Genomic DNA, 26,497 nt, shown 5'->3' on the forward strand with positions numbered 1-26,497 from the left:
CCTAATCCTCCTGGGTTGTTAATAGAAGCTCCAAATCACTATAATCACTTTCGGGATGCTTATGCTTTGCCACCTCTAGGGTCTTAAGTGACAGGGTTTTATACACCTGCCTATCTATTCCCTCAAAGGTATCAAGATGCTTTTCCACTGTCCTCATATCATTTCGCTCGATAGGACCGGTTAATGCATCCTTGGTTCCCACCTTTAGAACCTTGTTTACGTTACCTGTCAAAAGTGGCGCAATAGCATCACTTAATAGTTCTTCTGAAAATCCGCATATACGAAGTTCATCTTCTGCAGCCTGAATCAGTGCAACCACAAGGTTTGAGCACATAACAGCTGCCCCATGGTAACGTGTTTTCACATCTGCATTTATAACTGAATATTTAAGACCACTTTTCTCTAATAGGGCCTTAATATCAGCGATGTGGGTTGCATCTCCTTCAATTGTAAATAATGCTTTTGGAAGCTCCTGGTATGATCTGTATCTATCTGATACAGCCAGTAGTGGATGGACCGAGAAACCGTATGCGCCAGTCTCTTCAATATCCTTAAAGATGTTCGAAGATAAAGAACCGCTGCAATGACATATCATTTTTCCAGCAATAGACATGTGTTTTATGCTATCCCAAACTGTTGAAATAGAATCGTCTGGAACAGTGATAAACACCGTATCACATTCTTCAATTAATGTCTCTAAATTCTGAAAATGTTTTGATTTGGTAAAATCCGCTGCACTTTCCGCGGATGAAGACGTGCGGCTGTAATAGCCTGCAAGATTGTGCTGTGTTGTTTCAAAAAGCATGCCAAGAGAACAGCCTACTTTTCCAGCACCTACAAATCCAACCTTCATGGGCAACACCTCCTTATTTATCCGGGGGTGATACAGTCTCGTTCAAAATGATACGAGCATGCCATCGGGCGCACCTTTTTAAAATTTAGAAGCTAAAAGGTATAGTTTCTTTCGAATACCATCCGAAGGACACTATAGCATTTGTGTGGTACAAAGTAAATAGTCCCAGCCACAAAAATGTAGCTGGGACTGTAATTACTTTGGTGAATAATACGAGACTTTCATTATACCTTCCTGGGCCTCAAGCTCCTGTCTTGTTTCCACTGGGACCTCATCATCGCATTCGATTACCATGACAGCCTCGCCTCCACGATTTTTTCTGTGAAGCTGCATTGTAGCGATATTGATTCCCTGTTTTCCAAGAAGGCTTGTAACCTCAGTAATGTAGCCTGGTTGATCAATATTATGGACGATTAGAGTAGGGCTTTCACCTGAGAAGTTCACCTCCACACCATCAAGGTTGCACACCTCTATTCTGCCTCCGCCAAGTGAAGCAGCGATTACTTCTACCTTTGCTCCGCTGACTCCATACATAATAATCTTCGCTGAGTTTGGATGTGCATCTCCAAGGTCGATAGTATCGATTGAATAATCCAGACCATATTCCTTTGCCAGCTCGAAGCTTTCAGGAATGCGAATATCATCCACATCAAGTCCTATCAATCCTGCCACAAGAGCCTTATCTGTACCATGTCCTTTGCCTGTTTTTGCAAATGAACCATGTAAATATATCTGAGCCTTTTCTATCTTTTCTCCCATCAGCTTGTGGCACACGTTACCGATTTTGGCTGCGCCTGCTGTGTGAGAGCTGGATGGCCCTACCATTACTGGACCTATAATATCAAATAGATTCATATATTTAACACCTCATCAGTTACAAAAAAATGGAGGAGCACTACGCTCCTCCACTTATTATACAATACAAATTACAATAAGTAACTATCCCTTATTTTTACTGAACATCAATGCTGATGCTTCCAACATTGCCTGAGCCGTTAAATCCAAATTCTACGCTTCCGCCATTTGGAATAGATGAGTTCCAATCTACTGGTGTAAGTACATATGAATCACCTGATTCCTTTACGTTAACGTTCCAGCTAGAATCCATCTTTACTTCGCTCTTCTTAATCTTAAGTGTCCAACCATTTACAGTTTTACCTGTATTGTTAGATACCTTAATGTTTGCGGTGTATCCGCTTCCCCAGCTGTTAACAGTAGCCTTAGCTGTAAGACCACTTTCTGTAGATGGCTGTGGAGCTGGTGTAGGTGTTGTAGTTGGCTGTGCTGTAGGAGCTGGAGTTGGTGTAGGTGTTGGCTGAGCCTGTGAACCACCATTTACCTTCTCAAACTGCCACTGCTGATTTGGATTTCCATAATATGTCCACTGACATACGTTTGTGCCATCAGCTGTCTTGTGCTCGTAAACATCTACATACTTTGTACCAGCTGATGTCTTTGTAGCGATTGTGTATACACCACTCTTGTTTGTATTCTTTACTACAAACTGCTGTGGGTCATGTGCATACGCATTGTAAATCTGAAGATTTGCGCCATCCTCATCCTTACCATTTGCAACGTCAAGCATGAAATCTCCAAGTCCTGACTTAAGTGAAATGTAACCATTTCCTAAGTTCTGAACATACCACTTCTGTCCATCAACGCCTGTACCCTTTGAAATACATACATTTGTAGCTGCCTTAGCTGAGTTGCCCTCAACTGTAAGGTACTTCTGTGAAAGTGTATTCTTGAGATAGTACCAACCATCTGCAATGTTTGCTGTAGTATTTGCATCTACATTCTGTGATGGTGTTTGTGTTGGTGTTGGTGTAGGTGTTGGTGTAGGCTGAGCTTCGCTTCCGCCGTTATCTGTGTTTGCCTTCCATCTATCAAATGCAAATGAGCCACGGAATACAAAAACGATATCCTTTGCTCCGTTTACATTTCTTACGTTAGCTGTGAAATCCTTGAAGGAACCACTTGTATTTGAAACATTGATTGTTCCAAGTAATGTACCAGACTGTGAGCCCTCTCTTACCTCGATGCTTCCATTTCCGCCACTCTGAACTGTAGCTGTGATAGACTTAACACCCTTAGAGAACTGTACCCCCTTAACCTTTGTGAAATCACCATTGTTAATATCTGTTACCCATGCAGAACCATCGCCATTACCGCGAACCTTGATTCCAGCCTGTGTAAACATTGTCTCAGCCTGTACCCACTCGTATGGGTTTACTGAAGGATTCATAGGAACACCAGACATTGTCTGCTTGATTGTCTGGATTCTTCCACCAGAAACGTTAACTCTGTCAATCTGAGTTGTTCTGTAGCCAAGATTGCTCATTACGGCATTCTGTACTGTCATTGTATGATAAGCAATGTAGTAATTACCCTTGAACTCAAAAATCTGATGGTGGTTGTTACCAGCCGAACCATTGAAGAATGAGCCTGGGTTTGCCATAATTTCACCCTGATATGTGAATGGTCCCATTGGGTTAGAGCTTGTCATAACGTGGATTGTAGCATTGCGATATCCGTTGCTGCAATTCCAGTTTGTACAATATGAATAATAATATGTGTTACCAATCTTGTTAATTCCAGAATCCTCGAAGAGATATGGAGCATCAATCATAGCAGCTGTGCCTGATGTGCTAATCATATCGCCTCCAAGCTTGATAACTCTTGCTGTTCTTGGGTGAGCAGCCTGTCCTGCTGGAACGCCACCACCAAAGTAAAGATATCCTGTTCCATTGCTATCTACTAAAACAGCTGGATCAAAAAGCCATTCTACATTACAGTTTGGAGTTGCTTTTGTTATGAAAGCATGTCCAAGTGGATCACGCCATGGACCTGTTGGGCTGTCTGCTGTAAGAACGCCAATAGAGCTTGCATTGTTTGCAAAATAAAGGAAAAACTTATCTCTTCCATTAATTTTCTTGCAGCAAATTGTAGGAGCCCAAGAATTGCTTGCCCATTTTGCTGCGCCGTCGCGTCCTGCAACGTTAATCTGACCATGGTCAGTCCAGTTAACCATATCTGATGAAGAATAGCAGTTTAACTGGTTAATTTTTCCATATGTATTTTTGCCATGAGTAGCATCATACTCCTGGCTATCGTTTGTTGTATAAACGTAAATCCTATTGTTGTATACCAAAACTGCTGGATCTGCTCCATAGTTCTGAGTTACAAGAGGATTATTCTCATTATCTCCTTTAACGTAGCTGCCGTTAACTACTGTTGCAGCTTCTGCACTTACCGCTGTGCTAAAAAGCATTGCGCCAGTAACAGCTACACAAAAGAACTTCTTGATATACTTATTCATACATTATCCCTCGATGAAATTTTTAATTTGAGTTATAAGTACAAGCAGGGGGAGAATCTGTATTTTTAATTACTAAGTATAATCTTCTTACTGAACATCAATGCTAATGCTTCCAACATTTCCTGAGCCGTTGAAGCCAAATTCTACGCTTCCACCGTTAGGAATAGATGAGTTCCAATCAACTGGTGTAAGTACATAAGAATCACCTGATTCCTTTACATTTACATTCCAGCTAGAATCCATCTTTACTTCGCTCTTCTTAAGCTTAAGTGTCCAACCATTTACAGTCTTTCCTGTGTTGTTAGAAACCTTGATGTTTGCTGTGTAACCGCTGCCCCAGCTGTTGATTGTAGCCTTTGCTGTAAGGCCTGCTCCTGTTGAAGGCTGTGGTGCTGGAGTTGGTGTTGGCTGTGGTTTTGGAGTTGGTGTTGGTGTTGGCTGAGCCTGTGATCCACCATTTACCTTCTCAAACTGCCACTGCTGATTTGGATTTCCGTAATATGTCCACTGGCATACGTTTGTGCCATCAGCTGTCTTGTGCTCGTAAACATCAACATACTTAGAACCATTAGATGTCTTTGTAGCGATTGTGTATACGCCGCTCTTGTTTGTATTCTTTACGATAAACTGCTGTGGATCATGAGCGTAAGCATTGTAAATCTGAAGGTTTGCACCATCCTCATCCTTGCCATTAGCTACATCAAGCATGAAATCGCCAAGACCAGACTTAAGTGAGATGTATCCATTTCCAAGATTCTGAACATACCACTTCTGGCCATCAACACCTGTACCCTTGCTGATGCATACATTTGTAGCAGCCTTAGCTGAGTTGCCTTCAACTGTAAGGTACTTCTGTGAAAGTGTATTCTTGAGGTAGTACCATCCATCTGCAATATTTGCTGTAGAGTTCTTATCTACATTCTGTGATGGAGTTGGTGTTGGCTGTGGATTTGGAGTTGGTGTTGGTGTTGGTCTAGTACCTGGGTTTGAACCTGGCTGACCAATTACATCTGTGTAAGCCTTGATAACTGCATTGTAAGACTGTTTTGCCTGGCCTGGTCTAGAGAACAATAATGGAGCAGAATTGCTAATCCATGTTGTCTGATCAGAAAGTCCCCACCAAGTAATACTTGTAATCTTGCCACCGTTCTTCTTAGCTGTGTTGATATTTTTGAAGAGCTGATAAGCATAATTTGCCATATCATTATCGCCCTTGTTAGTAATATCCATCTCAGTAATCTGAACTTCAAAACCTGCTCTTAAGAATGAGTTAAGTGCTGTTGTATAGTAATCAACTGAAGGGAAGCCTGTTCCAAGGTGAGACTGCATACCTACACCTGCACAAACCTTTCTGCCCTGGTTGATATAGTTCACAAGTGTGATTACATCATTAACTTCCATATATGTGTTGTAATCGTTGTAGAAAAGCTTTACAGAATCTGTAAGCTTGAAATACTCAAGTGTGTCGTAAGCATAGTTGAAAGCCTTCTTTACATAAGAAGCATTCTTTCTGTTATTTCCATAAACTGCTTCCCAACCTGAGTTATTTGCATGTAAAATCTCATTTGCTACGTCCCATGCATAAACAACACTACCATACTGGTTTGTGTATACATGGTTCATAACTGTCTTTACATACATTTCAAGACGTGCATCCATAACAGATGAATTAACAAAACCTGCTCCACCGCTATAGTTGCTACGGAAGAACCAAGAAGGTGTCTGTGAATGCCATACTAATGTATGAGCTCTCATCTTGAGACCATTCTGGTAACAGATTTTCATAACCTCATCAACTGTGCTGAAGTTAATCTGTGGTACGTACTGCTCTCTGTAATTATCTGGGATATAGTAGCCCTGATTCTTAGCCTGTGAAACTGAGATAAGTCTTGCAGAACCGCCAAGTAATGCGTCTGGCTTCATCTCGTTTTCAAGAGTAATACTGTTGTAATGCTGCTTTAAGAAATTAAGCTGACCTGCATCTCTAAGCTGATACAGGTTAATACATGTTCCTGAATAACCATATGTGCTTCCATAGGTATTAAGGAGTGTTGCCTGTGCTGCGTTTGCAGTAAGGCTTGGTGCTGATGCAAGCATTGTAAATGCGCAAGCAACAGCAAGGAGTTTCGATGCGAAACTCTTTAACAATTTTTTCTTCATTTCATTATCCCCCATGAAATATTATTTAACTCGTCTCCCCTGCTTGTAATAATATCGTAACATAATTAACAATTTCACACATTATCAATTCTTGCGGCGTATTTATCAATTATTGCCTTATCTACATAAAAATAGACTCTGTGGTAAAATATCCACAGAGTCCATTGATTATATTTGTCAAATTGTCACTATTTCGCTGTTAGCTGAGTTCCATCGCTATCAATTGTAATGGTACTTCCCTCATGAATATCTCCACCAAGGATGATTTTTGCAGCCATAGTTTCCACATTTTTTTGAATAAATCTACGAAGTGGACGGGCACCATATACTGGATCATAGCCCTGGTCTATTACAAATTGTTTAGCTGCTGAGGTAAGCTCAATTTTAAGCTGTCTGTCCTCGAGTCTTTGGTTAAGTTCTTCAAGAATAAGATCTACGATACCTCCGATGTTATCCTTTGTAAGAGGCTTGAACATAATAATTTCATCAAGTCTGTTAAGAAACTCTGGTCGGAATGAATTTCTAAGCTCACTCATTACCATCTCATTTGTCGCGTCGGTGATCTCGCCAGTTGCTTCATCAATACCCTCAAGCAGATATTGTGAACCAAGGTTAGAGGTCATGATAATGATTGTGTTTTTGAAATCCACTGTACGTCCCTGAGAATCTGTGATACGGCCATCGTCAAGCACCTGTAAAAGTACGTTGAATACATCTGGATGAGCCTTTTCAACCTCATCGAAAAGTACTACAGAATATGGCTTGCGTCTCACCGCTTCTGTCAATTGGCCACCCTCATCGTAGCCTACATATCCTGGAGGCGCTCCGATAAGTCTAGATACGCTAAACTTCTCCATGTACTCGGACATATCAAGACGAACCATTGCGTTCTCATCATCAAAAAGTGCCTGTGCAAGTGTCTTTGCAAGCTCTGTCTTACCTACACCAGTAGGTCCTAAGAATAGGAATGAACCGATTGGTTTTGTAGGGTCCTTGATACCAGCCTTTGAACGAATGATGGCTTCTGATACAAGCTTTACAGCATCATCCTGCCCCATGACTCTCTTGTGCAATTCCTCATCAAGATGAAGTGTCTTGCTTCGCTCACTCTCGTTAAGCTTTGCCACAGGAATGCCTGTCCATCTTGAAATGATTCTTGCGATTTCATCCTCTGAAACATTTTCGTGAACAAGATTTGCATCTCTGCTCTTAAGTCTTTCTTCGGCGTCAGCAAGCTGAGCTTCCAATTCAGGAAGTCTGCCATACTGTAGCTTTGCCGCCTCTTCAAGGTCATATTTTTGCTGAGCAATTTTGATTTGGCCTTGAACGTCATCTAATTCCTCGCGGATTTTTGTAACATCCTCAACAAGCTTTTTCTCGTTATCCCATGCAGCTTTCTTTGTGTTGTACTCGTCTCGAAGTTCTGAGAGTTCTTTCTGAAGGTCTGCAAGTCTATCCTGAGAAAGCTTGTCTGTTTCCTTTTTAAGAGCGGCCTCTTCAATCTCCAGCTGCATTACACGTCTGTTCATTTCATCCAGCTCTGCTGGCATTGAATCAAGCTCTGTCTTAATAAGTGCACAGGCCTCATCCACAAGGTCGATTGCCTTATCTGGAAGGAATCTGTCTGAGATGTATCTGTTTGAAAGCGTAGCTGCTGAGACCAACGCGCCATCTGTAATCTTAACTCCATGGAATACTTCGTAACGTTCCTTAAGACCACGAAGGATAGAGATGGTATCTTCAACTGTTGGCTCGTCAACCATAACTGGCTGGAAACGACGCTCTAATGCAGCATCCTTTTCAATGTATTCTCTGTATTCATCAAGTGTTGTGGCACCGATACAGTGAAGCTCGCCACGGGCAAGCATAGGCTTTAACATGTTGCCTGCATCAAGTCCGCCGCTGCCATTTTTGCCTGCGCCGATAATAGTATGAAGCTCGTCAATAAACAGGATGATTTCACCATCTGAGTTTTTAATCTCATCAAGAACAGCCTTTAATCTTTCCTCGAATTCACCCTGATATTTTGCACCGGCAATCATTGAACCAATTTCAAGTGAGAATACCTTTTTATTCTTAAGTGCATCTGGCACATCACCACGGACAATACGCTGTGCCAAGCCTTCTACAACTGCTGTTTTACCAACACCTGGTTCACCGATAAGCACTGGATTATTCTTGGTCTTTCGGCTAAGGATTCGGATGACATTTCTGATTTCCTCATCTCGACCAATTACAGGATCAAGCTTGTTATCGCGTGCTCTTTCTACCAGGTCGTAGCCATACTTCTCAAGTGTATCGTAGGTAGCCTCAGGATTATCCGTATTTACGGTTTGGTTTCCTCTAACTGTAGCAAGGACTGCAAGGAAGCTGTCTCTTGTAATGCCAAACTGCTTGAATATGTTCTTTATTGGAGTGCTTGGCTTCTTAATCATGGCAAGCATAAGGTGCTCTACCGAAACATAGCTATCTCGCATAGCCTTTGCTTCATCCTCGGCATAGGTAAGCACATAATTAAGCTGCTGACCAACTCTTAGCTGACCTCCCTGCACCTTCACTCTGGCACTGAGAGCTGCATCTATCGCATTTACGAATTGAGTAGTGTCGATATTCATCTTGCTAATCAGCGAAGGAATCAAACCATTCTCCTGACGCATCAACGCCATCAAAAGATGCTCCTGCTCCAGCTCCTGATTACCATACTCCATTGCTATCTTTTCACAGCCATTTATGGCTTCTATTGATTTCTGTGTAAATTTCTGGATATTCATAAATCTTCTCCTTTCTCCCCTTTGCCTTCCCCTTGAGGGGAAGGGGGACCGCTTTAGCGGTGGATGAGGTGTTCTTTTTATCTAATTATGTTCTAACACAAAAATTAGCACTCTACAAGAGAGAGTGCTAATAATTTATAAATATTTAAGAATTACATTATCCTTGACACAATACATTCCGTTATTATTTACAACAGTTCTTACATCTTCAAGAGAATTGGGATCAACTATTACAACTATATTTCCATTTTTATTCTTCTTCCGTGGATCCTTTTCCACGGAGTTTTTTCTTTTTATATGGCTATTTATCCTTCAATGAAGTACAATTATTACCAAAATATCAAATGTGTAGAGGTTAAAATGCGTTCATTCATTAGATTAACGGATTTCAATATTTCAGATTTACTAGAGATATTCGAGATTGCAGAGAATATTGATAAGTATCCGAACTTTCTCAAGGATAAAACCGTTGTAATGTTCTTTCCTTCAAATAGTATAAGAACTCGCGTTTCTTTCGAAAAAGGAATATATCTCCTGGGAGGTCAATCAATCTTATTTGATCCTGCCACATTAGATAAAAAAGAGGATATCAAAGATGTTTTTGGTTACCTCCAGAATTGGGCTGATGCTGTTGTCATCAGACATAAAGATATCAACCTTCTTGATAAAATATCAACTGTCACTGATATTCCTGTTATAAATGCATTAACCGATGAAAATCATCCCTGCGAAATGATGTCAGATTTATATTCAATTTCTAAGCTTCGATCTTCATATCTGGAAGATGAATATTTATTTGTTGGAGCTGCAGGAAATATAGGCAAAGCTTGGAAAGAAGCTTCCGAAGCTTTTGGTTTTTCTTTATCTCAATGCAGCCCATCTGAATATGCAATTCCAGATGTTAAGCATGGTACTAATTTATCAAAGCTCATTAGTGGGAAAGATATAATATGCACAGATTCTATTCCACAAGAAATACTTAATGACTTTAAATCATATCAAATTACAAAGGATATAATGACGCAGGCAAATGATGGTGCCATCCTAAATCCTTGCCCACCATTCTATCGCGGTGAAGAAGTCTCTGAAAATGTAATTGATTCAGATTTCTTCGTTGGGTATGCATTTAAAAATAATCTTTTAAGAATACAGCAAGCGATATTGATTTATTGTTTGTCACACTAATTTTTTTTCTTAGATTATGTTGGAGATATTATTATGAAAGTACTTCTATTTTGTTGTAAAGGCTTTGAAATGATGGAGTTTGCGCCATTCTATGATGTAATAGGCTGGGCCAAAAGTGAATATGGCTTCGATATAGAATTAGAAACCTGCGGATTTAGTCATACAGTTCCAAGCGCATTTTGGAATACCGAAATAAAGGTTGGTAAAATTATTAACAAGGTATGTGTTGATGACTATGATGCTCTTGCTATTCCTGGAGGCGACCACATATACGGATATTTTGAAGAGGCTTATGATGAGAATTTCCTTCAGCTGATAAGAGCTTTTGATACCGCTAACAAAACTATTGCCAGTATCTGTGTTGGTGCTCTTCCTATAGGAAAAAGCGGTGTTCTGAAAGGAAGAAAAGCTACTACTTATCATTTGATGGATGGATATAGACAAAAACAGCTAGCTGAATTTGGGGTAAACGTAATAGATAAACCGGTTGTCATTGATAGTAATGTCATTTCATCTTATTGCCCTCAGACGGCTGCCGAAGTAGCTTTCAAATTATTAGAGGTGTTACTTGGTAAAGAAAAAACAAACACTGTGAAACAAGGTATGGGCTTTCTATAAAAGAGGAAAGTACCTTCTTGATTTTGCAGAGGAGAAAATTGCGAAGAAGTATGATTCAGTTATTATCGATGCATCATTTCCTGCAAAGAAAATATACAAGAGGCGTGGTTATATTGAGATGGACTACAATATTATTGAGACTTGTGATGGTGATTATCTTTGTTATGATGTAATGACAAAGAATTTTAAAGATTATTGAATAGTTAATATATTCACATATTGTAAAAAAAACGTCTACTGCCTTCGTGCAGTAGACGTTAAAATACTCTTTATGAAAATATCAGATACTACCCTTCCATAACAGCTGGCAATGGAAACGGAATAACATTTGTTGGAGCATGCTGCTCAGCCTTCCAAAGTGTTAACTTCTGTTGCATATTAAGCCAACTTTCAGCTGAAGTGTTTGTTGCTTTACTGATACGTAGAGCCATCTCAGGGCTTAATGCTGCCTTCTCATTTACAAACTCAGATAAAGCTTTGCGACTAACGCCAAGCATTTTTGCAGCATCAGTAATAGTTAAATCAAGTGGTTTCATTACATCTTCTAAAAATACATTTCCTGGATGTGTTGGTTTTCTTGTCATATAGCAGCCTCCTTTCTTAATGGTAATCCATATAGTCAACTAGATGAGCATCGTGACCTTCAAAATAAAATGTCATACGCCAATTACCGTTTACTGTAACTGACCACATATCTTGTTTATCGCCTTTAAGCGGATGTAACCTGTATCCAGGCAAATTCATATCTTGTGGTGTCACGCTTGCGTCTAATCTGTCTAACATTCTAGCCAATTTAGGTGCATGATCTGGCTGTATTCCCTTTTTAGATCCTGTTTCAAAGAACTCTTTAAGTCCTTTATGTGCAAATGATTTAATCATATATAAATTGTAACTTGTAACGTGTCGCGTGTCAATATTTCTCTTGTTTTTTCTTTCATAATCTCGCTTTTCTGCCCCCACATAATAGATATTTATCTCACAATAAAGTACAATTGTTTTCAACAATATACTATTTTTGAGGACTATTGATTCTATATGAAAAACATCGCAAAAAAGACCTACTGTTTACTTCTGATGCTTGCATTTAGCACCGTTTTGCTAATAACAGGCTGCTCTTCTCACAATAATAACCAATATAAGAATGATTTTGATTTACTTTGGGATGAACTAGAAAACAGCTACCCATATCTCACATATATTGATGAAAATATAATAGATGTAGATGAATTACGCACCAGATATACGCTGGAATTGGATTCTGTTCAGGATGTAAATGATTTTGCAAATCTCCTCCAGCGTATGTTCAGCGAAATGAATAACCTGGCTCACTTAGACGTCTTGTCTCAGGATATGTACCAGGAATATTATTATCTTTATGTTCTAAATAAGATTTCATCAAACGACTATACAACACCTTATTCCGAAGTCTTGCAAGACGATAGGATTGCAGAAATTTATACAAAGCCGACAAGTATAGAGGCATTCGAAGGAGAAGAAATCTCTAATCAAGAGGTTTTCATACAATATTACTTTGATCTGAAAGCTATATACTTTAAAATTCCCTCTTTCTCCCACGAATTGAAAGAGCATGATGAAAAAGTGATTAGCGATGCAATAGAAAAATATCCAGAAGTTGAGAATGTCATTTTTGATATCACTGGAAATAGTGGCGGAAGCGACTATTATTGGATGGATAACATTGTTGCTCCATTTGGAGGAAGCTACGAACTAAATATAAGGAACTTTTTCAAGACATCTTCTACAACTGATAAGTATATAAACATTGTAGAATCATGTCCTACCAATAGGTTAAAAAATGCTCCTGAATGGGCCAATTCATTAGGATTAGATAAATCTTTTGTTTCGAAATTTAATGTACCTAATGAACCAACTGATAATATGATAATACCAGCTACCATTAAAAGATGGGTGTTAACCGGCCCAAAAGTCTATTCTGCATCAGATAAATTTGCATATTTCTGTAAATCAACTGGATGGGCTACTCTTGTTGGTGCTCAAACAGGTGGTGATGGTCTAGGTTCCACTCCAATTTTAATAATCTTACCTGATTCTGGATTACTTATTCGTTTTTCCTGCACTGCTGGAGAAAACACCGATGGTAGTATGAATGCCATTTTGGGAACCACTCCTGATGTTGTAACAATTAAAAATGAGACAGCATTGGAACGCTGCCTTAAATTAATAACAGATGATTCTAGCAAATAAAAATCAGCAAATCGAGGATTGGAGGAAAGAAAACAAGTGATTAGATACGAGGAAAATATTTCACCTGAAGAATATTTAGAATTACGTAGATTAGTCGGATGGAGGCTTTTCCCACTCGAGGAAGCAAAGAATTGTGTTGAAAGAGCTTATATGGTTCTTTGTGTCAGGGATGATGAAAGAGCCATAGGTGTAGTACGATTGTCTTGGGACGGCGGATATGTAGCTTTTATATCAGATGTTATCGTTATCCCTGAATATCAAGGACAGGGAATAGGAAAAAAGCTAGTTGAAGCTGTGATTAACAGAATTAAGAGCGAAATGAAGCCTGGATATATGGTTAATCTTAATCTTAATTCTGCCAAAGGAAAAGAACCATTCTATGCAAAACTCGGATTCATAGAACGGCCGAATGAAGAAGTTGGTGCAGGAATGAATCAGTGGCTGATATTGGAAGAATAATTATTTAAATTCCCCCCAATATATCCATTGGATTAGTAGCCTGATTGAACTGTTCCATCTTACCACAAGGTTGATCCACACCATCTTTTAGATACCATGTCGCTTGTAAGGGAATCATCCCACAGTCTTGTGCTGCTTCAAGCTCATGACTTCCGCCATCACCTACATAAAGGCATTCCCCTGGCTGAACTCCTAGTTTTTCAACACATATCTCATATATCTTTCGATCTGGTTTCTTTACGCCTATGTCACAAGACATTTATCAAGAGAGCGCATATGCTCTCTTATTTCTTTGCCAAAATCAAACTATACCTGCCCTTGAGCTTGCAAAAACCTAGAATCAATGTATAATGGAGCGAGTTTTTATTTAGAATTTAAAGGTGTGAAATATGCTCTATTATTTAAAATTAGATGCTTTCTTTAGAAATTTATATGTATTTGATTACATCACTATTGATGACTTCAAAAAATATTTAAAAAATAAAAGGATTATGCTATTTATCCAGCTATTACCATTTTTTATGCCATTACTAGCATGTATTATTGGCGGAGCGGCATATCTACTAAACTTTTGTGATGCAGATTCTTCTCTATTTATTATTTTGATGTCAACAGGGCTTATGATAATTTGTTTGCCCGCAGCTCTAACTTTAGGCTTTATATGTAAGTCAGGAAGACGTATGGCTGAAATAAGACAAGTTGTTCTATCCCCCAATTATATCCAGCCAGAAAAAGCCCAGTTAATCATGAATATCTTAAACTCCTCTAATCTTGACTTGAATCTAAAATCATTGATAACGACCATAGTATGTGTAGGTTTTACTGTAATAGCACTCGTCAGTCCTTTTGCTATCAACTTGGCGGATAATATTTCGGCTTCCAGAAATAAGTCACTCCAAAAGCATCTTGCACAGGCAGAGCTTCTCAAAGAAGCTAATAAGGAATCTGGAAATTTCGATGCTGCATTAGATAAACTTCGTGAAGACTTTGATGATGAGAAAACCTATTACTACGTGTTCGGTGAAAAAGATTACTTAGGTGAGTCCACTCTTATCATAGTCCTTGCCAGAGAATCTGAAGAATCAGTATATATGACACACTTTAAAGTTAGGGATACAGGTCTTTACAATCTTGATTGCTGGGTATCTTCCCCAGACAATCTTACCAATGAGAATATTATTGAGAAAGCTGATGGTATTTTATAAACATGAATGAATTAACAAACAGTGAAATCAGATTAATAAAAAGACTATTATCATATCCAACAATATACATTACACTGATTGTCGTACCTTTAATTAATTTTTTATTCGTAACCTTTTTGGATATGTTTGGCTATGTTCTTTATGAATATAAAGGACCAAACTATGCTACAGATTTTTCTATATATGTTCTGGCTTTTATTGTTATTGGCATCCTGATGATATTTATTCCTGGCATATTAATGAATACTCATAAGTGGCTTATAATCAGAAAAAAGCTTGGTGGAGGTCCACGAATCACTCTTGGAGACTTTGAAAATAGCGAAGCAATTTCGCGTACTGCTGGAAATCTAGCTACCAGTTACAGCATTGGAGAAGCCCTCTCACGCTCCAATAATGAGTATGTTTCTTCTTATGGAGATGTAGTAAAGGTTGCCTCTGGCCTTTTTTTGCCTAGATTTATTAAAGCTTTTTTTATCAGTCTAGCAAGTGATGAAGTCTTATATGTAGCCAAAAGAACTGGTGTAAAACCAATTAATCCTGGAATCATTTTTTGGTTTCCTATGATACTCCTCTTTGCATTCAATCTTGGTTTAAGCATATATTGTTGGAATTATTTTTAAGTATTTTTACTAGTACATTTTTCAAGCTTTTTCAGGCATTTTCCTGTTTATCACAAACAAACGAAGATATACCTATTCCTATGGTTCTTGCGATAAATAATACTAGAATTTTACACTATTACAATCTTCTGTTGAATATCTTTATCGCGGCAAAACGAAAACCTAAGCTTTGTGTGGATTCCATTGATAAAATGCTCAAAAAACAACTGAATTTTTATCACAAGGCCTGCTGCGAGCCTGCATATCTTCGTATTCCCGCGATAAAAGCAGCGCCAAGCTATGCCCAATAGCATTTTCACGCGATAAAAAGGCCTAAGCCGAAAGCTTAGACCTTAGCAAACACCATATTTTATAAAAACTACCAACAGAGTGAATCATCAAAGTCCTCTAGGCTTGGGTCCACAGGCTCTTCCTTGAGGATGGTGCGCATGTAGCGATTTACCTCGGTGCGCATGTCACGTCGGGTGCCGTCATAAGGTACCATCAGATTGTGATTTACCCAAATCCAGTGAATACCGCGCTTTCTGGCCTCTTCTTCAAAAAGGCCATGGTAGCCTGCCATGGACTTGCAACCAATGTGCACATACATAATGACCATATCTGCGTTCATTTGCTCACAGATTCTGAAAAGGTCCTCCACACCAGTTTCGTAGCCACCATTAGAGCGGCTTCTCATAATCATGTTTTCATAGAGATAGCCCAAATCTAAAAGTGCCTGATGTTTGTCTGTGGTGCTGACCATCTCTGTAGAAACACAGCAAAGCATGTCATTGATTGGCACGATTCCCCAGCAGTTCATAAGCCAATTCGGAAATGCGGTATAGTACGCAGCCTGCACACCCCAAAGGATTGCACGATGTCGATACTCTTTGCAAGCCATCTCCTTATTCCTATAAGCCTCAGTTGCAAGTTTTGTAATCTTCTTACTTGTCTCTAAAAAGAGCGGACTACGTCCACCGGCTGCCATATATTCACCATATCTATAGAAACCAAGTGTAGCTCCCAGCAGCTGTGGATAAGGAGTCTTGTTGATTTCCAGCCACTCTAAAAATTCCTTTGTTTCATCATTGAAGCGAGCCATATTTTCAAAAAGATAATCCCAGTCGAATTTCTCCCCTGTCTGCTCCTCGATAAAGTGAATGGCATTTAAAATTTCCTCACCTGCATATTCCTGCACACTCTCCTGGCGATGACGGATTGGTGAAGCCAATTGGAATGTAGGTATACCCATACTTCTGGCCATAAGGCCACCGCCCATAAGACTGCCGTCACAGGTAGTGTTACACTGAACTGCACATGCACCTATCTTTGGTAAATCATCATCAATGGCGGCTCCAAGCTCCGCAGCAGGCATTGGGCAAACATCTGTAGGAACTCCATATTCGTGAGTCTTGTCCACATAATGCATTACGCCTTCCTGACACATAAAGGAGCTGGCGTAGATGGCAGGAACCTCGTAGCTGACCCACTTGAGATTACGGAAGCCACCCATAATAGTGCTCATCATATTTTCATCGAAGATAACCATCTTCTTTGAAAGCTCTGTATCATTTCCAATTTCAGGGTCAGCCTTAAACATATCTGTAAGAGATAATGTCATATCGATAACAATCAGACCGATTCCTTCGTGTGCAAGACGAAGTGCTGTTCCACGAAGTCCTTCTGTGTGGCGGTCCATAAAATCTGGAACCGCAAGATAATTGCTCATCCAACGATATCTAAAGAAGCCCTTGAAATTGTTTGGCTTCATCATAAATCTGGCTAGTACAGATAAGTAGTAAAGCCAGCGAGTGTAATCGTACCAGGTATCTCTAAAACCACGCCATTCTCTGCGGCGGCGAGGGCGACGTCCTGAATAAAGCACTTTTCCAAGTGGCTCACTTCCATATTCTTTTCCCATTAGTTCGCCCTCCTTTCAGCTTTTTTCTCTGCAATCTTTTTCATTTCCACACGCTCTACAAAAGCCTGAATTCGTGTGCGAAGCTGACCGGAAGAACGGACTGAATATGGTCTGTCCACGGAAAGTACAGGCCAGCCATACTCCTCCTGCATAACGTGAAAAGCTGAAGCTCTTTCGTAGCCCCAGTAATCACAGAATTTTATCTGCTCATATATCAAACCATCAGCGTGATATTCCTTTGCCAGCTGGTCCACATAATCACGTCTTTCAAAAATCTTGTCCTGATTGAAAAAGCGAGGGCACTTGCCCCACTGTAAATAGGTGCGACAAATCTGAGTAAGGATATCTTCTTCATCATTAAGCTCAATCACCTGTCTACCAGGCAAAGAACCGAAACAATATCTGTCTGCCACCACAAGCGCACCACATTCCTCTGCAAGCTTGATAAATTCTGGATCATCCACCTCAGAACCAACCACTACTACCCTGATACGATATTTATTAGGTGTATCTGACTTACGAGTCTTTAGCTCCTCTAGAGTCTCCTGTAGCTTTTCTTTTATCAAATACTTTGGACAGCAGTATGTAGCAAGACACAGCACAGCAAACTCATATCCTGTAATAACAGGATTATCGCATTTACGATAATCACCAATTGCTGTAATCAATCGGCTAATCTCATTTTGCTCCTCTACTGCCTTGCGAAGTGCAGCATCAGAAATGTCGACGCCAAAATTTTTTTGAAGTGGCTCGAGCACGCGAATGCGCATCTGCTTTACATAGTGTTTTAGAGCCGTTTCATCAGATTTCATAGGAACATCTGCGTATGTAACAAAGAATGTTTCCTTTGGATTAGTTCCAAGCTTTTCTATATTTTCCACGCAACGATTCATCTGAGCGCAAGCATCCGGCGCCAAAATGCAATCTAAGAAATTAAATCCACCCTCAAGAGCACGTTCAAGATATGCACGACAAGCCTCACATAAAGTGGAGCTCATATAATATGTACCCATTTCAATTGAACCTGTGCGAGGTGCACGTAGACGTGTAGAAAAACAACCTGGCAGGTTTAAAAGTGGCTCTGGTATCTGAAAGCAAACATGACCGATAGCCTTTTTTCCTTCAGCCTGTGCCTGTCTGCACAAATCGTTGTAGGAATCCTCCAATAACTTTTCAAAATAATATAAATGCTTTAAGTCTTTCACAACCTTCTCCAATACTATTTTTTCTGATAAATAGTATTGTAACAATAAACTAATTTTCGCTCAATCAGTTTCTCGCCTATAAAGAAAAATGCCACATCCGAAAATGGATGTGGCACCAAATTTATATTTATTATAAATCTTCCCCTAAACCTCTACACAACGATATGCTGATGGAAGATACATGTTAGATCTGAGAATCTGAATGTTAACACAATCCATATAATCATTCTGCAAATCATTAATATCGGCAGCAATGTCTATATATTCCTTTGCCTTCTCAGTATCACCCTTAAGTAACATAACGTTGGCTATATTTAATAATGTGCGCCCACAGCTCTTTTCAAGTCTCAGGGTTTCATAGGCACCGAGAATCTCCTGATAAATAGTAACGGCTTCATCATATTCTTTATCTGCAACTGCTTTTGCAGCCTTCTGATCCAAATCATTAATCAAATTAGAAATACTCTGTATATCATCTTTATTCATGAAACCTTACCTCCTATCAATCAATCTCTACCATTATCAACAACTTCGGGACCATCAATGTAGGCAATCATTATAATACACTATTCAGGCATATCTGTGTAGTTATTCACAGTTTTTTCACATTTCTGCATAACAATGCTCTTTCAATTTTAGTAGTTTTCAATAAATTATCACTAAATATAGTGATTATTCTGTTAGTGTGCCACAAAATATGCTATTATTCTGTTAGAAGTGGAGGATACTATATATGGTTATAAATGATATTATGTTTAAAACTCAGCTGAACTATCAAATACAAGCAGCAATAGACGAGCAGGATGATGACTCATTAAATATAGAAGATGTAAAACATATTGATCTTCGCAGATGTCTTTTTGCAGACTTTAAAAAGGCAATGATATACATCAGGGAGAATAATCCAGACTACAATTACAGCGATTTCACAATTGACGCTGTAAAGCCTGCCCCTGCTGACTTCTCTGAAAGCAAGAAATATGATTTCACTGAGCTTATAGATTATGCTAAACACACTGCAATCACCATAGGCAATATGACTCTCTTTAGCGAACTTCAGAAAATTGCCAGTGCCGCAGAAAAATTTAATTTGAGTGTTGCTGAACATCATGAAAAAAAAGCAGGAAATGTATTGTCCTTTCAGGACTATGACAACTATTTTGTAGCAGATACCCCTAACACTTTCCAGGAAATTGGAAGCTGTGTTGTCGGTGGTGGAAATGCTGAGGCAGTTAAGATTGCTGCCACCTTGCATGCCAGCAGCACCGAGGAAAGACCTATCATTTCTGTCAGAGCCTTTTCTCTGAACACAAACACCTATCTTCCTAATATAGATATTATTGATTTAAGTACAATCTATAAGTCAAATGCTTCCATTATGGACGTTTTCGCATACATGAGTTACCACGACCACCTAGGTGGAAAGTTCAATCATTCCTTTGATAAGCTTTTATATAGCGGTGCTCTTCAGATTGAATCCTTGGAGGATATGTACTCAAAACACTATGATTTAGGGACATTCGATTATCTGAATAAGTAGATGATAAGAAGGCTTGTTGGCAATCTTGTACAAAAACGTTATATTGATTTGTGCATTTCGAATAATTTATGGTAATTATAACTATTGTGCAATCATCTCTGACCCTTTAAAATACCTTTCGGACTTAAGGAATTGTTTTTTATAGGAGATATCAGAAATGTTAAACCTTATCGTATTAGTTATTTTTACTGCAGTTACATTATTTTTCTTAAATTACATTGTATCAAGCGTAGCATATGCAAAAAGATCAGCTGAGCTTGAAGATTCTCATTGCCTTACAAGAGCAGTTGGTGCAATCATCTTAAGTGTTGCTGTTATCGTAGCACTTTGGGCACAGGCTTTTTACTTATTCTTTTTTGCATAATAATTTATAAAATGAAATGGGCATCCAGAAATCTGGATGCCCTTATTATTTATTCAAATTTTGGGAAATGAATAGTTATTATCCTTCAATAGCTATATACTTTGTCTCGTCTTTCTGTGGAAGTGCTTCTTTCTTAGGAATGCTAAGTGTAAGTACGCCATCCTTAAATGCTGCGTGGATATCTTCCTGAGTTACATTGTCTCCTACATAGAAGCTTCTTGAGCAAGAGCCTGTGTAACGCTCGCGGCGGATGTACTTGCCATCATCATCCTGCTCATCATTGTTCTGATTTGTCTCAGCCTTGATTGTAAGATAACCATCCTTCAACTCAGCCTTGATATCTTCTTTTGCAAATCCTGGAAGATTCATATCTACAGTGTAGTCATTCTCATTTTCTTTAACATCTGTGGTCATCATTCTTGCGAAATCATTGTCGTAGTGGTGACCAAATCCTGTCATACGTGGTACTCCGAAGAAATCATCCATAAAATCATTTGATAAAATACTAGGCATTAACATAATTACTACCTCCTCTTATATATGAAATATAGTTTTAATCCCGGTTACGTTGCTGCCACAGGATTTTTATCTCCTGTTCAGCCAGGTTGGTTTGGGAAGCTTTTCTTTTCCTTCCCTTGTTGTAACTATGTTATACACCCATTATTAGCACTCGTCAATAGAGAGTGCTAATAATTTATAATTATTTAATATTTAGTTTATAAATTGTCTGACTTATTCTTTTCTATCAGCTTCATTACATCACCAAGCTGTCCTGTAATCTCACTGTAGTTCTCACGAATATGAGGTCGCAGGCAATCTACACAGGATTTCACACCTGATTCTGTATATTTAAAATTCCCACCACATTTATCCCCAAGACAATAAAGAGGACAATAACAGAATAAACAGTTAAAGTCCTCTGGATTATCAGTTTTATGACAAGGGAAATATTCACATTCCCTATTTTGAAAAAATTTGTAGTGTTCCATGAGTTCACCTCTAATTACTATTTATGAACTCATGATACCACAAAATCCACTATCCTAGAATATCAATGTATTCTCCAGACAATGCCTTATTCATGCTTCGCACTGCGCAAAACTTTCCACACATTGAGCATGTGTCATCAAACTCTGGTGAACGGTCTGCACGAATTGATTTTGCTGTTTCTGGATCCAGTGAGCACTCCCACTGCATATCCCAATCGAAGACCTGACGAGCCTCAGCCATCTTATTATCTATGTCCATTGCATGTGGAATATTCTTTGCGATATCAGCTGCATGTGCTGCAATCTTTGAAGCAATAATTCCCTGCTTTACATCCTCTACATTTGGAAGTGCAAGGTGTTCTGCTGGAGTAACATAGCAAAGGAATGCTGCACCGTTTTCAGCTGCGATGGCACCGCCAATGGCTGATGTGATGTGATCATAGCCTGGTGCAATGTCTGTGACAATTGGACCAAGTACATAGAAAGGAGCGCCCATACAAATCTTCTGCTGAATCTTCATATTTGCTGCGATTTCATTCATTGGCATATGTCCTGGTCCTTCTACCATTACCTGAACATCCTTCTCCCAAGCACGCTTTGTAAGCTCACCAAGGCGAACAAGCTCCTCAATCTGACAAACATCTGATGCATCTGCAAGACAGCCTGGGCGACAAGCATCTCCAAGAGAAATTGTCACGTCATGCTCACGGCAAATTTCAAGAATCTCGTCATAATATTCATAGAAAGGATTTTCCTCACCTGTCATTGTCATCCAGGCGAAAACAAGTGAACCTCCACGGCTGACAATATTCATCTTACGCTTATGCTTTTTGATCTGCTCAATTGTCTTTCTTGTAATTCCGCAGTGAAGAGTAACAAAATCCACACCATCCTCAGCGTGAAGTCTTACCACATCGATGAAATCCTTTGCTGTAAGTGTGGCAAGGTCGCGCTGATAATGAATTACGCTGTCGTAGATTGGTACTGTTCCAAGCATGGCTGGACATTCTGCCACAAGCTTCTGTCTAAATGGCTGTGTGTTACCATGGCTTGATAAATCCATGATTGCCTCAGCACCCATGTCTACTGCTGCCATAACCTTTTCCATCTCTATATTGTAATCCTTGCAATCGCGAGAAACACCAAGGTTTACATTAATCTTTGTACGAAGCATGCTGCCTACGCCCTCTGGATTTAAACACTTATGATTTTTATTTGCAGGGATTGCCACCTGGCCCTTTGCTACTAAATCTCTTATCTCCTCAGGTGTGCGATATTCCTTCAAAGCCACCTGCTTCATCTCTGGTGTGATAATCCCCTGTCTTGCTGCATCCATCTGTGTTGTGTAATTGCTCATTATAATCTCCTTTATAAAAAATCTAATTTTATCCTACATATACGTAGTCATTAAATACTGGCTGAAGCCCCTCTGCTGTAATGTCTGTATACATGCTATCAAGGCTTCGTCCATCTGATATTTCAAACTGCTCATCACCTGACTCCTCTTCCTGAGAACCAGTATATTTTTCCTCGTGGTCTCCAATTCCTGTGGATACTCCTGCTGAGACCTTTGTTGCTGCGATTTTCACAATGCCATTTCTAAATTCTGCTGTCTCTCTGGATGAAACTGTGATTCCGCAGAATGGCAGGAAAATTCTGTATGCACAGATAATCTGGCAAAGTTGCTTTTCTCCTACATCAAGAGGATTGATTGTATCATTATTTATGATAGGACGAAGTCTCGGACATGAAAGGGACATCTCAGCATGTGGATATTTTCTCTGTAGGAAATACACATGAAGAGCTGATGCAAGAGCATCCTTTCTAAAATCTGAAAGACCTAAAAGTGCAGAAAAAGCCACACCTCTCATGCCACCCATAATGGCTCTCTCCTGTGAGTCAAATCTGTAAGGCCAGATTCTCTTATTTCCCATGAGATGCAATGTCTCATATTTATCGCTGTCGTAGGTTTCCTGGAAAACTGTCACATAATCCACTCCGCACTCATGAAGATATTTGTAATCCTCCACATTTACAGGGTAGATTTCGATGCCCACCATCTTGAAATATTTGCGGGCAATTTTGCATGCCTCACCAATATATTTCACATCGGATTTTGTATGACTCTCACCTGTTAGAATGAGAATTTCCTCCATACCGCTATCAGAAATGACCTTCATCTCATGCTCAATCTGCTCCATAGAAAGCTTTAATCTTTTTATTTTGTTGTAGCAATTGAAGCCGCAGTACACGCAATAATTCTCACAATAATTTGCAATGTAAAGTGGTGTGAAAAGATATACCGTATTTCCGAAGTGCTTGCTTGTCTCCTTCTGAGCCTTCAGTGCCATCTGCTCCAAATAAGGTTCTGCTGCAGGTGAAAGAAGAGCTTTAAAATCTTCTATAGTACATCTGTCGCTCTCTAGGGCACGTCTTACATCTTTGGCTGTATATTTGCTGTAATCATAGGATTCAAAATGCTCCATTACGCATTTACGAACATCCGATTCTATTACATCCATCCCTGGAAGATATTCCATGTGATTTATTCTGCTGGATGGGTCCGTCTCTATCTGATGCTTTCGCTCCAAGCCTGTCTTTGTGAGAAGGTCTGAGTCAATCAAAAAATTATTCTCCATGACAGCCTCCTAATGTAAAAATCCTGTAAGAGGATCAGATGCTGCTGCACCTCTTGTTAGAACACGTCCAAGACCTGCAAGATATGCCTTTCGTCCAGCCTCGATAGCATCCTTGAAGGCTGATGCCATCATTGTCAAATCTCCTGCTGTAGCAAGGGCTGTGTTTGCCATGATAGCAGCGGCTCCCATCTCCATTGCCTCGCATGCCTGTGATGGCTTTCCTATTCCGGCATCCACTATGATAGGAAGATCGATTTCATCTATCAAAATCTGGATAAACTCCTTTGTGGCAAGTCCCTTGTTTGAACCGATTGGAGAAGCAAGTGGCATGATTGTAGCTGCACCAACATTTTGAAGCTCTCGTGCCACATTTAAATCTGGGAACATATATGGCATTACCACAAAGCCTTCCTTTGCAAGTATTTCTGTAGCCTTGATTGTTTCATAATTATCTGGAAGGAGATATTTGCTATCTCTCATAATTTCTATTTTTACAAAATCACCACAGCCAAGCTCTCTTGCAAGGCGGGCGATTCTAACAGCCTCCTTTGCATCTCTAGCTCCGCTTGTGTTTGGAAGAAGTGTTACACCATCTGGAATATAATCCAAAATGTTTTCTTCCTCCTTAGTGTTTGTACGTCTTACAGCAAGAGTAATAATCTGCGCTCCTGCATCCTTCACTGCAGCTTCGATAAGCTTCATTGAATATTTTCCTGAGCCAAGAATAAATCTTGAATCAAATTCTTTTCCACCGATTACCAGTTTGTCGTTTTCCATTTTTAATCCTTTCACATTATGTATAAACTAAGGCTGAGTCTCTCCCAGCAATATCCTAAGAGCCATATGGGCCTCATGAGCCGCACATGCCATCACTCTTGATGAGATAAGCCCAATGCCCGAATTCACATCACTTACCCCATCACCTGAGATGAAAAATCTGGATGTAATTTTCTTTGTCACTATCTCATTTGCACTTCCAAAGCCTGCCATCCCAGAGCTGGATACCAGATATTTATCTGGATAATTCGTAAATACGATATCCGCCAGCATTGCTTTGCATTCTGGCTTATCAAATGCTTCACAGATTACATCTGCATCCTTAATGAGTGATGGAGTGTTTTCCTCTGTGAGCTTTACCTGATGAGTCTCTATTATGATAAAGGGATTTATCTCCAAAAGATTTTCCTTTAGTGCATCAGTTTTTGGCGTTCCCACCTGATTAAATTTGTATTGCTGACGATGAAGATTAGTCACATCCACCACATCAAAATCTATTAATATCAGACGCCCTATGCCCACTCTAGCAAGGCATATTGCTATGTTTGAACCAAGTCCTCCCAGACCGCAGATTGCCACGGTAGCATCATCAAATTTCTTTTGATTTTCTATACCATGCCTATTAGTCAGAGCCTGATAGAATTCTTCCTTTGTAACCAATTATCAGCCCCCTCCAACAAAGCTAACAACCTCCAGCACATCTCCCTCCTTCAGTATCACCTGATCAAGGGTTGCCTTAGGAATTATTTCCTCATTTAGCTCCACAGCTATAGTTCTAAAGTCATACTCCAATTCCAGCAGAAGACTCTCTACAGTCCTCCCTGCTACTTCGTATGCTTGTCCATTTACCTGAACCATTTCTTTCTCCTTTTTCACTTTTTATTCCAACCATATGATTTAAAGGGCCAGAACCCTGTCCTAAATTCAAGCCTGCTGATATTGCAGCTGTAATATATTCCTTTGCACGCTCCACGGATTCCTTGAGGGTGTATCCTAAGGCAAGGTTTGATGCAATGGCACTTGATAATGTACAGCCGGTTCCATGGGTGTTGTCATTATCAATTTTCTCTCCTTCAAACCAGGTGAATTCTCCATTTTCATAAAGCAGGTCGCAAGCATCCTCCACGCTATGTCCACCTTTGATAAGTACGCTGCAGCCGTACTCATTTCCTAATTCTTTTGCAGCCTTTTCCATTCCTGCCTTATCGAAAATCTTGCGTTCTACCAGACATTCAGCCTCCGGAATATTCGGAGTGATTACAGTGGCTATGCTAAAAAGATTGTCCGCCATAACCTGGGATGTATTTTCTTCCATGAGTCTGCTTCCGCTTGTTGCCACCATTACAGGGTCTACAACGATATTTGAGACTCCGTACTCCTTTAGCTTTTTAGCTACCAGTCTCACCTGCTCTGGTGATGGAAGCATTCCGATTTTTACAGCATCCGCAGGGATATCTGTAAGGCAGGCATCGATCTGCTTTCCAAGGAATTCTGGGCTTGATTCCACAATGGCACTTACCCCTGTAGTGTTCTGGGCAGTCATGGCTGTAATTGCCGTCATACCGAACACGCCGTGGGCTGTCATTGTTTTTAGATCCGCCTGAATTCCTGCTCCACCGCTGCTATCACTACCTGCGACAGATAAAACGACTTTCATTTTTCTTCTC

The 26,497-nt window shown here is 39.7% G+C and carries 27 protein-coding genes; 8 read left to right on the forward strand and 19 right to left on the reverse strand.

Annotated elements, in window-relative coordinates:
• Position 1 precedes the first annotated feature (1 nt).
• From BUA88_RS07740 to clpB, 5 genes are all read right to left on the reverse strand, one after another.
• Positions 2–853, reverse strand: a complete 852-nt coding sequence (locus tag BUA88_RS07740; protein ID WP_072915463.1) for a Rossmann-like and DUF2520 domain-containing protein — start codon at positions 851–853, stop codon at positions 2–4.
• Positions 854–1,048: 195 nt separating this feature from the next.
• A complete protein-coding gene (sdaAB, locus tag BUA88_RS07745) occupies positions 1,049–1,708 on the reverse strand; it encodes an L-serine ammonia-lyase, iron-sulfur-dependent subunit beta (RefSeq protein ID WP_072915467.1) in 660 nt (219 codons plus the stop codon).
• Positions 1,709–1,805: 97 nt separating this feature from the next.
• The gene (locus BUA88_RS07750; RefSeq protein WP_072915471.1) at positions 1,806–4,172 is read right to left on the reverse strand and encodes a family 43 glycosylhydrolase; all 2,367 of its coding nucleotides are present in this window, start codon (positions 4,170–4,172) and stop codon (positions 1,806–1,808) included.
• Positions 4,173–4,259: 87 nt separating this feature from the next.
• Positions 4,260–6,332: an endo-1,4-beta-xylanase gene (locus BUA88_RS07755; RefSeq protein WP_072915475.1), complete on the reverse strand. Its 2,073-nt coding sequence runs from the start codon at positions 6,330–6,332 to the stop codon at positions 4,260–4,262.
• Between the two features lie 188 nt (positions 6,333–6,520).
• Positions 6,521–9,103, reverse strand: coding sequence for an ATP-dependent chaperone ClpB (clpB, locus tag BUA88_RS07760; RefSeq protein ID WP_072915479.1), 2,583 nt, complete (start codon positions 9,101–9,103; stop codon positions 6,521–6,523).
• Between the two features lie 297 nt (positions 9,104–9,400).
• Between clpB and BUA88_RS07765 the strand changes: the two genes are divergently transcribed.
• Positions 9,401–10,288, forward strand: a complete 888-nt coding sequence (locus tag BUA88_RS07765) for an ornithine carbamoyltransferase (protein WP_242939595.1) — start codon at positions 9,401–9,403, stop codon at positions 10,286–10,288.
• Positions 10,289–10,321: 33 nt separating this feature from the next.
• Entirely contained in the window at positions 10,322–10,906 is a 585-nt protein-coding gene (locus tag BUA88_RS07770) for a DJ-1/PfpI family protein (RefSeq protein WP_072915483.1), read from the forward strand.
• 287 nt (positions 10,907–11,193) lie between these two features.
• On the opposite strand, the gene BUA88_RS07775 is transcribed toward BUA88_RS07770, so the two are convergent.
• Both BUA88_RS07775 and BUA88_RS07780 read right to left on the reverse strand, forming a co-directional pair.
• Entirely contained in the window at positions 11,194–11,490 is a 297-nt protein-coding gene (locus BUA88_RS07775; RefSeq protein WP_072915488.1) for a HigA family addiction module antitoxin, read from the reverse strand.
• A gap of 16 nt (positions 11,491–11,506) precedes the next feature.
• Positions 11,507–11,866: a type II toxin-antitoxin system RelE/ParE family toxin gene (locus BUA88_RS07780; RefSeq protein ID WP_242939596.1), complete on the reverse strand. Its 360-nt coding sequence runs from the start codon at positions 11,864–11,866 to the stop codon at positions 11,507–11,509.
• Positions 11,867–11,941: 75 nt separating this feature from the next.
• On the opposite strand from BUA88_RS07780, the gene BUA88_RS07785 reads away from it, so the two are divergent.
• Both BUA88_RS07785 and BUA88_RS07790 read left to right on the forward strand, forming a co-directional pair.
• Positions 11,942–13,132, forward strand: a complete 1,191-nt coding sequence (locus BUA88_RS07785; protein WP_072915493.1) for a S41 family peptidase — start codon at positions 11,942–11,944, stop codon at positions 13,130–13,132.
• A 36-nt stretch (positions 13,133–13,168) separates the two neighbouring features.
• Positions 13,169–13,591 (forward strand): GNAT family N-acetyltransferase, encoded by a 423-nt coding sequence (locus tag BUA88_RS07790; protein WP_072915498.1) that lies wholly within the window; start codon positions 13,169–13,171, stop codon positions 13,589–13,591.
• A 4-nt stretch (positions 13,592–13,595) separates the two neighbouring features.
• On the opposite strand, the gene BUA88_RS07795 is transcribed toward BUA88_RS07790, so the two are convergent.
• Complete coding sequence (locus BUA88_RS07795) at positions 13,596–13,850, reverse strand: HAD family hydrolase (RefSeq protein WP_072915502.1); 255 nt, start codon at positions 13,848–13,850, stop codon at positions 13,596–13,598.
• A 130-nt stretch (positions 13,851–13,980) separates the two neighbouring features.
• Between BUA88_RS07795 and BUA88_RS07800 the strand changes: the two genes are divergently transcribed.
• Both BUA88_RS07800 and BUA88_RS07805 read left to right on the forward strand, forming a co-directional pair.
• Positions 13,981–14,796, forward strand: coding sequence for a hypothetical protein (locus tag BUA88_RS07800; protein WP_072915506.1), 816 nt, complete (start codon positions 13,981–13,983; stop codon positions 14,794–14,796).
• Between the two features lie 2 nt (positions 14,797–14,798).
• Positions 14,799–15,416: a hypothetical protein gene (locus BUA88_RS07805; RefSeq protein WP_072915510.1), complete on the forward strand. Its 618-nt coding sequence runs from the start codon at positions 14,799–14,801 to the stop codon at positions 15,414–15,416.
• A 358-nt stretch (positions 15,417–15,774) separates the two neighbouring features.
• On the opposite strand, the gene BUA88_RS07810 is transcribed toward BUA88_RS07805, so the two are convergent.
• The 3 genes from BUA88_RS07810 to BUA88_RS07820 form a co-directional block, all read right to left on the reverse strand.
• Positions 15,775–17,316 carry a 2-hydroxyacyl-CoA dehydratase family protein gene (locus BUA88_RS07810; RefSeq protein WP_072915514.1) on the reverse strand — a complete coding sequence of 514 codons (1,542 nt, stop codon included), beginning with the start codon at positions 17,314–17,316 and terminating at the stop codon, positions 15,775–15,777.
• On the reverse strand, positions 17,316–18,521 hold the full coding sequence (locus BUA88_RS07815; protein WP_072915518.1) for a 2-hydroxyacyl-CoA dehydratase family protein: 1,206 nt from the start codon (positions 18,519–18,521) through the stop codon (positions 17,316–17,318). The genes BUA88_RS07810 and BUA88_RS07815 overlap by 1 nt, the downstream gene beginning before the upstream one ends.
• A gap of 144 nt (positions 18,522–18,665) precedes the next feature.
• Complete coding sequence (locus tag BUA88_RS07820; RefSeq protein ID WP_072915522.1) at positions 18,666–19,007, reverse strand: tetratricopeptide repeat protein; 342 nt, start codon at positions 19,005–19,007, stop codon at positions 18,666–18,668.
• A 247-nt stretch (positions 19,008–19,254) separates the two neighbouring features.
• Between BUA88_RS07820 and BUA88_RS07825 the strand changes: the two genes are divergently transcribed.
• Complete coding sequence (locus BUA88_RS07825) at positions 19,255–20,061, forward strand: hypothetical protein (RefSeq protein ID WP_072915527.1); 807 nt, start codon at positions 19,255–19,257, stop codon at positions 20,059–20,061.
• 157 nt (positions 20,062–20,218) lie between these two features.
• Entirely contained in the window at positions 20,219–20,425 is a 207-nt protein-coding gene (locus tag BUA88_RS07830) for a hypothetical protein (RefSeq protein WP_072915531.1), read from the forward strand.
• Positions 20,426–20,503: 78 nt separating this feature from the next.
• On the opposite strand, the gene BUA88_RS07835 is transcribed toward BUA88_RS07830, so the two are convergent.
• The 8 genes from BUA88_RS07835 to thiD all read right to left on the reverse strand — a co-directional run bounded on the left by BUA88_RS07835 (position 20,504) and on the right by thiD (position 26,487).
• Entirely contained in the window at positions 20,504–20,944 is a 441-nt protein-coding gene (locus BUA88_RS07835) for an Hsp20/alpha crystallin family protein (protein ID WP_072915534.1), read from the reverse strand.
• A 197-nt stretch (positions 20,945–21,141) separates the two neighbouring features.
• Positions 21,142–21,414, reverse strand: coding sequence for a cysteine-rich small domain-containing protein (locus tag BUA88_RS07840; protein ID WP_072915536.1), 273 nt, complete (start codon positions 21,412–21,414; stop codon positions 21,142–21,144).
• Positions 21,415–21,463: 49 nt separating this feature from the next.
• Positions 21,464–22,771 (reverse strand): phosphomethylpyrimidine synthase ThiC, encoded by a 1,308-nt coding sequence (gene thiC, locus BUA88_RS07845; RefSeq protein ID WP_072915537.1) that lies wholly within the window; start codon positions 22,769–22,771, stop codon positions 21,464–21,466.
• 28 nt (positions 22,772–22,799) lie between these two features.
• Entirely contained in the window at positions 22,800–24,053 is a 1,254-nt protein-coding gene (thiH, locus tag BUA88_RS07850) for a 2-iminoacetate synthase ThiH (protein ID WP_072915540.1), read from the reverse strand.
• Between the two features lie 9 nt (positions 24,054–24,062).
• Positions 24,063–24,830, reverse strand: a complete 768-nt coding sequence (locus tag BUA88_RS07855) for a thiazole synthase (protein ID WP_072915543.1) — start codon at positions 24,828–24,830, stop codon at positions 24,063–24,065.
• Between the two features lie 27 nt (positions 24,831–24,857).
• A complete protein-coding gene (gene thiF / locus BUA88_RS07860) occupies positions 24,858–25,490 on the reverse strand; it encodes a sulfur carrier protein ThiS adenylyltransferase ThiF (RefSeq protein WP_072915545.1) in 633 nt (210 codons plus the stop codon).
• Positions 25,491–25,493: 3 nt separating this feature from the next.
• Positions 25,494–25,688, reverse strand: coding sequence for a sulfur carrier protein ThiS (thiS, locus tag BUA88_RS16715; RefSeq protein ID WP_028246147.1), 195 nt, complete (start codon positions 25,686–25,688; stop codon positions 25,494–25,496).
• Entirely contained in the window at positions 25,612–26,487 is an 876-nt protein-coding gene (gene thiD / locus BUA88_RS07870; protein WP_242939597.1) for a bifunctional hydroxymethylpyrimidine kinase/phosphomethylpyrimidine kinase, read from the reverse strand. Before thiD ends, thiS begins: the two co-directional genes overlap by 77 nt.
• Between the last annotated feature and the right edge of the window lie 10 nt (positions 26,488–26,497).

The organism is Pseudobutyrivibrio xylanivorans DSM 14809, assembly GCF_900141825.1.
In the GTDB taxonomy this organism is placed as follows: Bacteria; Bacillota; Clostridia; order Lachnospirales; family Lachnospiraceae; genus Pseudobutyrivibrio; species Pseudobutyrivibrio xylanivorans.